This window comes from Meiothermus sp., assembly GCF_025056915.1.
In the GTDB taxonomy this organism is placed as follows: domain Bacteria; phylum Deinococcota; class Deinococci; order Deinococcales; family Thermaceae; genus Meiothermus.
On sequence record NZ_JANWVH010000104.1, the window covers coordinates 1 to 8494 of the forward strand.

Sequence of the window (8494 nt, forward strand, 5' to 3'; positions counted from 1 at the left end):
GAGCCCGCCAAAGACGAAAGCCCGGACAAGCCCAAAACCAGGAAAAAACGCCGCAAGCGGCGCTAGAGCTACCGGGGCTGGGCCGCGACCAGCACCCAGTAATCGCCCGCCTTGACCATGCCCATCTCGCGCAGGTTCGGGGCCATCAGGGTATCGCAGTGCCCCTGGGTGCTGGAAAGCCAGGCGCTGACAGCATCGATTGCAGTGCTGGAGTTGTGGGCCAGGTTCTCCCGGATTTCTACAAAGCGGTAGCCGTTCTGCTGGCTGCGGCGGGCCACGGCAAACTCCGGGCTCGAGCCTTCCTGGTGGCTGAACTCACCGGTCTGCTGGATGTAGACCGCCCGCTGGCGGGCGACCTCGCCTAGAAGGCCGTTCCACCTCAAGGCTGGGGCGGCGCTGTAGGGGCGTGTGTTGCCATCCCAGGTACAGCTACGGCTGGTGGCCCGGGCCTGGTTCACGGCGTCGAGCGCAGTCTGGAAGTCGTGGGGGGTGTATTCAACCCCGGGGCTTCCGGTACAGGCGGCTAGGCCCAACAGCGTCCATACGAAACCGCGCATGTTCGTATTCTTCAACTGCCTGTGCCGCCGGGTGGTGCAAACCTCACCGCAGAGCGTTACATGAAGGGGAAGGGTATGCTATGCCCTGATGCGCTTGATTGGCCTGACAGGTAGCATTGGCAGCGGCAAGAGCACGGTGGCCCGGCGCTTGCGGGAACTGGGGGTTCTGGTGCTGGATGCCGACGAATACGCACGGGAAGCCGCCAACGCTTTGCAGGCCGAGATTTGCCGGGCTTTTCCCGAGACCTGCCAGAGCGGCCAGATAGACCGGGCGGCCTTGGGACGGCGGGTGTTTGCCGACCCCGAAGCCCGTCGGAGGCTCGAGGCCCTGATTCACCCCTACGTGCGACAGCGGCTGCGCGAGGAGACCGAGAAAGCCCAGCGTGCGGGCTACCGGACGGTGGTTCAGGAAATCCCGCTGCTCTTTGAGACGGGGCGGGAAAAGGACTTTGCCGGGGTGCTGGTGGTGGCAGCCCCCACCGCGCTGCGCCAGGCCAGGGTAATGGCCCGCAGCGGCCTGAGTGAGGCCGAGTTTTTGGCCCGCGACCAGAGCCAGCTACCCCAGGAGGAAAAGGTGCGCCGGGCCACCTGGGTCATCTGGAACGATGCCGACCCCAAAACCCTGCAAGACCGGGTGGATGCCTGGTATCGGGAGGTGGAGCCATGAAGCTGGTGCATGACTGGCTGGGCCCCCTCGAGCTGCCCGATACTGCCCGGCGCATGGTCTCGCTGGCCCCCAACGCCACCGAGACCCTCTTTGCCCTGGGCCAAGGCGAGCGGGTGGTGGGGCGCAGCGCCTTCTGCTACCGCCCGGCGGCCACGCTGGCGCTGCCGGTGGTCTCGAGCTACACCCGGCTGCGCTGGGACCTGCTCGATCAGCTCAAGCCCGACCTGGTGCTCATCAGCACCGGGGTTCAGCGCGAGCTGCTGCTGGAGCTACACCGGCGGGGCTACCCCATCTTTCCGCTGCCGCTGCCCCAAAGCCCCTATGGCATCCTGGAAAACATTGTGCTGGTGGGGGCTTTGCTGGGGGTGGCGGAGACAGCGAGCGAGCTGGCAGCCCGGCTGGCCCAGAGCTACCAGGCGCTCCACCAAAGCCTGCCCCCCTTCCGGGTCTACCTCGAGTTCGACCTGGGGGGCCCCATCACCGTGGGTCGGGGGAGCTACGTGGGCGAGGCCTTGCGGCACCTGGGCCTGAAGAACATCTTTGCCGAGCACCCACAAAGCTACTTCGCCCCCGACCTGGCCGAAGTGCCGCGCCGGGAGCCTCAACTTGTCATCTACGAGCCCAAGCCCCACCGCGCCCGTTCCCACGAGAAAGCCCAGCGTCTGCTGGCGGAGCGAAACTGGCCCTACCCCCTGGTGGTCACGGGCGGCGACGAGCTGGCCCACTATGGCCCGGGGTTTTTTGGCTACCTGGGCAAGCTGGCCGCGCAGATTCGGGCTGGAGTAGGGCGACATGGGTGAAGGCTCAATGGTCAATCGTTCATAGTTGATGGTCAAGGGTTTGGCGGTAGGCTTTAGAGATGAACCTTCAGATTCTGCAAAACCAGCGCTTGCGCCTCATCGTGGCGCCGGAGCTGGGGGCCAGTGTGGTGGGCCTCGAGCTTCACCGGCAGGGCTTCTGGCTGCCCGTCCTGCGCCCGACCTCGCCCGCGGCCCTGGAAGAGCGACACTCACCCGATACCTCGAGCTACCTGCTGGCGCCCTACTCCAACCGCATCCGGGATGGGCGTTTTAGCTTTGCCGGAAAAACCTATTTGCTGCGCCCCAACTGGGTGGACGGGCAGCAGACCATCCACGGCGAAGTCCACGGGCGGCCCTGGATGGCCAGGCGCCTCGAAGAAAACCGCTTGCTCTGCACCTTAGACTCGCGCAGCCTGCCCGACCCCAACTTTCCCTTTCCCTTTACCATAGAGGTGCAGTACCGGCTGCTCGAGGAGGGGGTTGAAATCCTGACCCGGCTGCAAAACGCTGGAGCCGAGCCAATGCCTGCGGGCCTGGGCCACCACCCCTACTTCGTGCGGTACCTGGGCCACTCCGGGGAAGCCCTGCTATCCTTCAAGGCGGCCCGGGTCTACCTGACCGACGAGAGCCGCCTTCCGACCCGGCCTGCCGAAGCCATCCCCGCCGAACTTGATTTTTCCAGGCCCAAAAGCCTGGGCCAGGCCTTCCTCGACCACGTCTTCGCCGGGTGGGACGGTTTTTTGCGCCTGGAGTGGCCCGGCTCGGGCTGGTGCATGGAACTCACAGCCGACCCGGTCTACTCGCACCTGGTGCTCTTTACCGCACCGGACGGAAGCCTGGCCCTGGAGCCTGTTACCCACGCCACCGACGGTTTCAACCTGATGGCCCAGGGCTGGCCGGATACCGGGGTGCGGGTGCTGGAGCCCGGAGAGGAGCTGAAGGGGCAGATTTACATTCGTCTCCTATCGGGCTTTTGATGGAGCACCCCACAAACAGGAGGAGGTGCGGCAGGGGCAGGCGGTAGAGACCTCCGACCCGCCGCTTTCACCTTGCATTCCAGAAAAGGGTTATTCGAGTTCGAGAAAGTCTGATTCTGAAGAGAATACTGGCTGCCTGGATGGGCGGCCACGCCTGTGAATGGCGCGATGAAGCTACAGATTGGTTGGTTCGCTGGAGGCGAAGCAGGCCGTCCTGGCTCAACTTCCAGCCCACCTGCATTTCGGCCTTCACGAGGAGCCATCTCAGCCCACATCCGATAAACTACAGGGGTATGCATGTGTTTCGCCTGCGCGGCGACTTTGAGACCCTGGACGTTTATTCGGCTACTCTGTTTGAGCTGGGCGCGCGGGGCCTCGAGGAGAAACCCGGCGAGGTTTGGGCCTACTTTCCTGAGCGGCTCGAGCTGCCCTTTCCGGGGGAGTGGGTCGAGCTACCCGACACCGACTGGCTCGAGGCTTACAAACGCGACCTCCAGCCGGTGGTGGCGGGGCCTTTTGTGGTGCTGGCCCCTTGGCATGAATGGAGCGGTGAGGAAAAACGCATTCTCCTTGAGCCTGGCATGGCCTTTGGCACCGGGCACCACGAGACCACCCGCATGGCCCTGGAGGCCCTGGCCGTGCGTACCGAACCCGAGATGCGCGTTCTCGACCTGGGTACGGGCTCCGGCATCCTGGCCATTGGTGCGGCCCTGCTGGGAGCCGAGGCGGTTGGCCTGGATATTGACCCGGCGGTGATTCCCCAGGCCATCGAAAACGCCCGACTCAACCGGGTGTCGGCTCGGTTCGAGCTGGGCAGCCTTGAAGACGCCACCGGCCCCTTCGATTTGGTGGTCGCCAACCTCTATGCCGAGCTACATGCCTATTTTGCCGGCGCATACCGGGAAAAGTTTGGAATCTGCGGGACGTTGATTCTGACCGGAATTTTACTCGAGCGGGAGCGGTTGGTGCGACAGGCCCTCGAGGCCCACGCCTTTGAACTGCTCCAGCGCAGGCAGGAAGGGGAATGGGTCTGTCTGACCTATGCTGCGGTCTAGGCTCCTTGATGCATTGGCATCGAACCAGCCCCTAGCCAGCAATGTTATGCGTCCGCATCGTGCTTTTGTCCCTGAAATCCGGCCTCAGATGGAACTTGGGGGCCGCGAGGCACACCACCTGCTGGAGGTGCTGCGGGCCCGGGTGGGGGATTCCCTCACGGTTTTTGATGGTCGGGGCCAGGAGGGCCGTGCGACCGTGGTTCAGACCGCAAAGGGATGGGTGCGCTTGCACCTCGAGGAAAGCTGGCCCGCCCGCAAGGAAACCCCCCAGCCCATTACCCTGTACGTGGCGTTGCTCAAGGGTGACCACCTTTCCGAGGTGGTGCGGGCCGCAACCGAACTGGGAGCCAGCCGTGTGGTGCCCCTCCTCACCCAGCACTGTGTGGTGCGGGAACTGAGCGAAAACAAGCTGCTGCGCCTGCGCCGCATTGCCCTCGAGGCGGCCAAGCAGTGTGAGCGAAGCCTCATACCCGAAGTTGCCCCCGTGCTTCCCCTCAAGGACATCCCAGCCGTCGAGCAGGGCTTTGTGGCCCATCCCAGGGTCTCGCAGCGGGTACGGGATGCCTACGACCCCGAAAAGCCCACGGCCCTTCTGACCGGGCCGGAGGGGGGTTTGAGCGAATCGGAAATCGGGCTGCTGGAGCAGCGTGGCTTCACCCCGGTCACACTGGGGCCCCGTATCCTGCGGGCAGAGACCGCGCCGCTGGCCCTTTTGAGCCTGGTGACGGCGGCGGAAGGACTATGAATGCGCTGCGCTTTTTTCTGATGGTGGGCTGCTTGCTGCTGCCGGGCTGTCGCTACACTTTCGTACCGCTCGACCCTGGCCGGGCTGTGCTGCCCGATCGCGTCAGCCTGAGCGGTAACCTCGAGCGCATCCCCGGCGGAGCCCTTGCAAAGCTAACCGTTCGGCGCCTCGCCGAGCCGGGCTACCTCGAGCTGCGCTGGTACAAGGGCGACCAGCTATTCCAGGAGCGCTCAGTCTGGGTTGAGAAACCGGGTACGTATGAGGCCCGCTTCGACCGCCTGGACGAGGGCTACTACCGATTGATGGTGCTGGTCCAGAATAGCCCGGTGCTCCAGCTCGAGCTAGGAACCCCCTTTCTACCACCATCCCCCGCCCCGCCGCCCGGTTCCTGGCACAGGCCCGAAACCCCAGTCCTCGTTGCCGCAACCCTGGAGCCAAGTTGCGTCTCGCTGGGTTTTTGTTACCGCCCGGCTCGGTCATGCGTTGGTGAAGGTACCCCACCCCTGATTGCCAGGATGAGCCGAGAGGGCACAAAGCCAGGATGGCGCTCCCTGTGATTGGAGGGCGTTCAAGATAGAGCGTTTTTCAGGCATCATGAGCCATTCATGCGATGCTTTGTTTGCCCAGCTTTGCACCATTCCGCCTCGTGGGGTGAGGTGCAATAAACCGCAGCGATCGCACTCTTCACAGACGTGGCCGCCCCCGAAAACGAGAAGGGACAAAGAGACGTGCCTCACTTCGGTGAGGCCCGCTTGTCTGCCTTGCGTCCTGGGCCGAGACGCGTGTTTTCGAGTTTCCAGGCCGCCTCTGTTCTGTCCAGAACCGGGTTTTCTCGAACCCGAATGGCTCATAAGTATGTGAAGAGCGCTCTACCCGACACCAATCAGAAGAAGCACCAGCGGAATCGTGACAAACGACAAAACTGAAGAAACCACCACCGCCCGGGCTGCCCGCACCCCATCCCCGCCAAACTCCCCGGCCATCAAAAAAGCATTCACTGCAATGGGCATGGCACTTTGCAACACCAGCACCTGAATATCCAGCCGCTCCAGACCCAGCGCCCATCCGGCCAGCCCGGCCAGCAGCGGTGCGGCCAGTAGCCTGAGGCTGCTGGCCTGAAGCTCAAACCGGCCCCACTCGGCTTTAGACCTGGCAATCTGAATCCCCAGGGTCAGCAACATGACCGGGATGCAGGCTTGACCCAAAAGGTGCACCCCCTCATCCAGGCCCAGCGGGAGCGGGAGGCTCAGCCCGCGCACCAGCAAACCACCGGCCAGGGCCCAGAACAGCGGCAGCTTGAGGGTGAACCAGAGGCTTTGCACCAGCCCACCCCCCCGCAAAAAGGCAGGCCCCAGTCCAAACATCAGCACGCTGCTGGCGATAAAAAACACGATGGCCCGATCCAGCCCCGGCTGCCCCAGGGCGAAAAAGGTGAGGGAAAGGCCCATGTTGCCCGAGTTGGGAAAAGTGGCCGAGGCCACCAGGGCTTTTGTCGAGCCCTGATCCAGATGCAGCCATTTGCTAAGCCCCAGCCCCAAAAGATACAGGGCGAAGGAAGCCAGGAAAAATGCTGCCGTAATGCCAAACACGCTGGCTCCGGTCAGTTTGGCCCGGAGCATGGCATCGAAAATGAGCACCGGAACCAGCACGTAAATGGAAAGCTTGGAAAGCGTTTGCAGGTCGAAGTCAATGCGCTTGCCGACCAGATACCCCGTCAAAACGATGAAGGCGACGGGCACCACGGTGTTGAGCAGGGCTTCCATTCCAGGGCGTAGCTTACCTGAACCCTCTCGCCAGGGCCATACCTCGGGCCGTTGCTTTGGCTCACCCCAGATGCCGCTCCTTTTCATTGCAGCCCCTCGCAGGAGGAAACCATACCCAAATGGTGTGAGGGAAAACGCAAATCCCTTTGTGCGCTGCAATCTGTGCTGTGTGGTTAAATGACCAAAAGCTTCTTTGGCTATAAAGGGCCTGCACTCCGAGGCAGCGGCCATGAACGAAGGACTCTTCAAAGGCATTCTGCTGCTCCACTTTGCCGCGACCTGGTTTTTGGTGGGGCTAATCTGGATGGTGCAGGTGGTGCATTATCCGCTCTTTGCCCGGGTCGGCTCGGCTGAGTTTGTCGGTTACGAAACCGCCCATGCCTCGCTGATTAGCCTATTGGTGGGGCCCCTGATGCTGCTCGAGCTCCTGACCGCCATAGCCCTTGTGAGCCTGTGGCCCTCGAGCCTCCCAGGCTGGCTGGGCTGGCTCCTGCTGGCCTTGCTGGGGGCTGTCTGGCTCACCACCTTGCTGGTATCGGTGCCGCTGCATGCAAGGCTGGCCGCAGGCTTCGATGCCGAGGCCCATGCCTTGCTGGTCGGGAGCAACTGGATTCGAACCCTGGCCTGGACGGCAAGGGGCCTGCTCCTTGGCTGGGTGCTGTACCGAACCCTTTAGGGCCTTTGTGTACGTAGAGGCCGGTCAATCTATGTGACATTTTCCTGACAAAAGTACGACTAAACTGTTACTGATGTCGAAACTGCTGCTGGTAGAGGATGAGCCCTCGGTTCGGATGGGGTTGCGGCTTTCCTTATCCAAGGCCGGGCATCAGGTTCTGGAAGCGGCTACTGCCAGCGAGGGCTGGGAAAAAATCGGCAGCGCCGACCTGGTGATCCTCGACTGGATGCTCCCGGATGAGCCGGGGGTGCGTCTTTTGGAGCGCTTGCGGCGTGATGGGCGCTACGAAAACCTGCCGGTGCTGATGCTCACGGCTCGGGCCAGCGAGGGTGACCGGGTCGAGGGACTGACCCGTGGAGCTGATGATTACCTGACAAAGCCTTTCTCCACACCTGAGCTCATCGCCCGGGTGCAGGCGCTTCTGCGCCGCGTAGGCAAGAGCGGTCGGCTCGAGCGCGGGGCGTTGAGCCTGGATCTGGAGCGTCACCAGGCCTTCCTGGATGGACATGCGCTGGACCTGACCCGCCGGGAGTTTGACCTGCTGGCTTTTCTGGCCCGCCATCCGGGCCGTGTCTATACCCGTGAAGAACTGCTCGAGCGCGTCTGGGGCCAGGAGTTCCTGGGCACTGCCCGCACCGTGGACCAGCATGTGGCCCAGCTGCGCGACAAGCTCAACGAAGACCCCAAGGCCCCCAGGTTTTTAGAAACCCTGCGCGGTGTGGGGTATCGCTTCAGGGAGTGAGGGTTGGCATGGCTGGCCTCCAGTGCAGGCGCTGCTTGAGCTCACCAAGCCCCTAACAGGTATGGACACCCTCCTGCAAGATGCCTGGGAAGCGGCCCGTGAAGGGGTGCTGGTCTTTGCCGAGGATCGGGTCATCTACCTGAACCCTGTGGCCGCTGAAGTCCTGGGGGTTGAGCGGGAGAAGGTGCTGGGGCGGCCCCTCTTGCTGGCGCTGCGTGACCACCGGCTCGAGGCCCTCTGTCGCATGGGTGGCGAGGCCACCATCGAGACCCGCAACCGCACGGTGTGGGCCAGGGCTGTTCCTGGCATTTTGCTTTTGTGGGATCAGACCGAGGAGAAAAATCGGCTCGAGGCCCTCGAGGCTTCCAGCCGGGTGCTGGCCCACGAGTTTCGCACCCCTGTGGCCGGGATGCTTTCCCTGCTGGAGGCTTTGCAAAGCGGCCTGAAAGGCCCGGAGGCGCAGGAGGCCTTGCAGATGCTCTACCAGGAGACCCAGCGCTTGCGCCGCCTGG

The 8494-nt window shown here is 63.3% G+C and carries 11 protein-coding genes; 9 read left to right on the forward strand and 2 right to left on the reverse strand.

What is annotated here, in order from left to right:
• Window positions 1-68 precede the first annotated feature (68 nt).
• Window positions 69-557 carry a CAP domain-containing protein gene (locus NZN28_RS13110; protein WP_295398846.1) on the reverse strand — a complete coding sequence of 163 codons (489 nt, stop codon included), beginning with the start codon at window positions 555-557 and terminating at the stop codon, window positions 69-71.
• A gap of 88 nt (window positions 558-645) precedes the next feature.
• Here NZN28_RS13110 and coaE point away from each other — a divergent pair, with 88 nt between their 5' ends.
• From coaE to NZN28_RS13140, 6 genes are all read left to right on the forward strand, one after another.
• A complete protein-coding gene (coaE, locus tag NZN28_RS13115; protein WP_295398848.1) occupies window positions 646-1224 on the forward strand; it encodes a dephospho-CoA kinase in 579 nt (192 codons plus the stop codon).
• Window positions 1221-2024: a helical backbone metal receptor gene (locus NZN28_RS13120; RefSeq protein ID WP_295398850.1), complete on the forward strand. Its 804-nt coding sequence runs from the start codon at window positions 1221-1223 to the stop codon at window positions 2022-2024. The genes coaE and NZN28_RS13120 overlap by 4 nt, the downstream gene beginning before the upstream one ends.
• A gap of 59 nt (window positions 2025-2083) precedes the next feature.
• A complete protein-coding gene (locus NZN28_RS13125; RefSeq protein WP_295398852.1) occupies window positions 2084-3001 on the forward strand; it encodes an aldose 1-epimerase in 918 nt (305 codons plus the stop codon).
• A 293-nt stretch (window positions 3002-3294) separates the two neighbouring features.
• A complete protein-coding gene (locus NZN28_RS13130; RefSeq protein WP_295398855.1) occupies window positions 3295-4056 on the forward strand; it encodes a 50S ribosomal protein L11 methyltransferase in 762 nt (253 codons plus the stop codon).
• 46 nt (window positions 4057-4102) lie between these two features.
• Window positions 4103-4801, forward strand: a complete 699-nt coding sequence (locus tag NZN28_RS13135) for a 16S rRNA (uracil(1498)-N(3))-methyltransferase (RefSeq protein ID WP_295398857.1) — start codon at window positions 4103-4105, stop codon at window positions 4799-4801.
• Window positions 4798-5358 carry a hypothetical protein gene (locus tag NZN28_RS13140; protein WP_295398859.1) on the forward strand — a complete coding sequence of 187 codons (561 nt, stop codon included), beginning with the start codon at window positions 4798-4800 and terminating at the stop codon, window positions 5356-5358. Before NZN28_RS13135 ends, NZN28_RS13140 begins: the two co-directional genes overlap by 4 nt.
• A 312-nt stretch (window positions 5359-5670) precedes the next feature.
• Here the strand turns inward: NZN28_RS13140 and NZN28_RS13145 are convergent, their stop codons facing one another.
• On the reverse strand, window positions 5671-6564 hold the full coding sequence (locus tag NZN28_RS13145; protein ID WP_295398861.1) for an AEC family transporter: 894 nt from the start codon (window positions 6562-6564) through the stop codon (window positions 5671-5673).
• Window positions 6565-6793: 229 nt separating this feature from the next.
• Between NZN28_RS13145 and NZN28_RS13150 the strand changes: the two genes are divergently transcribed.
• The 3 genes from NZN28_RS13150 to NZN28_RS13160 form a co-directional block, all read left to right on the forward strand.
• A complete protein-coding gene (locus NZN28_RS13150; protein ID WP_295398863.1) occupies window positions 6794-7240 on the forward strand; it encodes a hypothetical protein in 447 nt (148 codons plus the stop codon).
• A gap of 73 nt (window positions 7241-7313) precedes the next feature.
• A complete protein-coding gene (locus NZN28_RS13155) occupies window positions 7314-7982 on the forward strand; it encodes a response regulator transcription factor (protein WP_295398865.1) in 669 nt (222 codons plus the stop codon).
• 61 nt (window positions 7983-8043) lie between these two features.
• The coding region (locus tag NZN28_RS13160) for a histidine kinase dimerization/phospho-acceptor domain-containing protein (RefSeq protein WP_295398867.1) at window positions 8044-8494 on the forward strand (451 nt) is incomplete at its 3' end.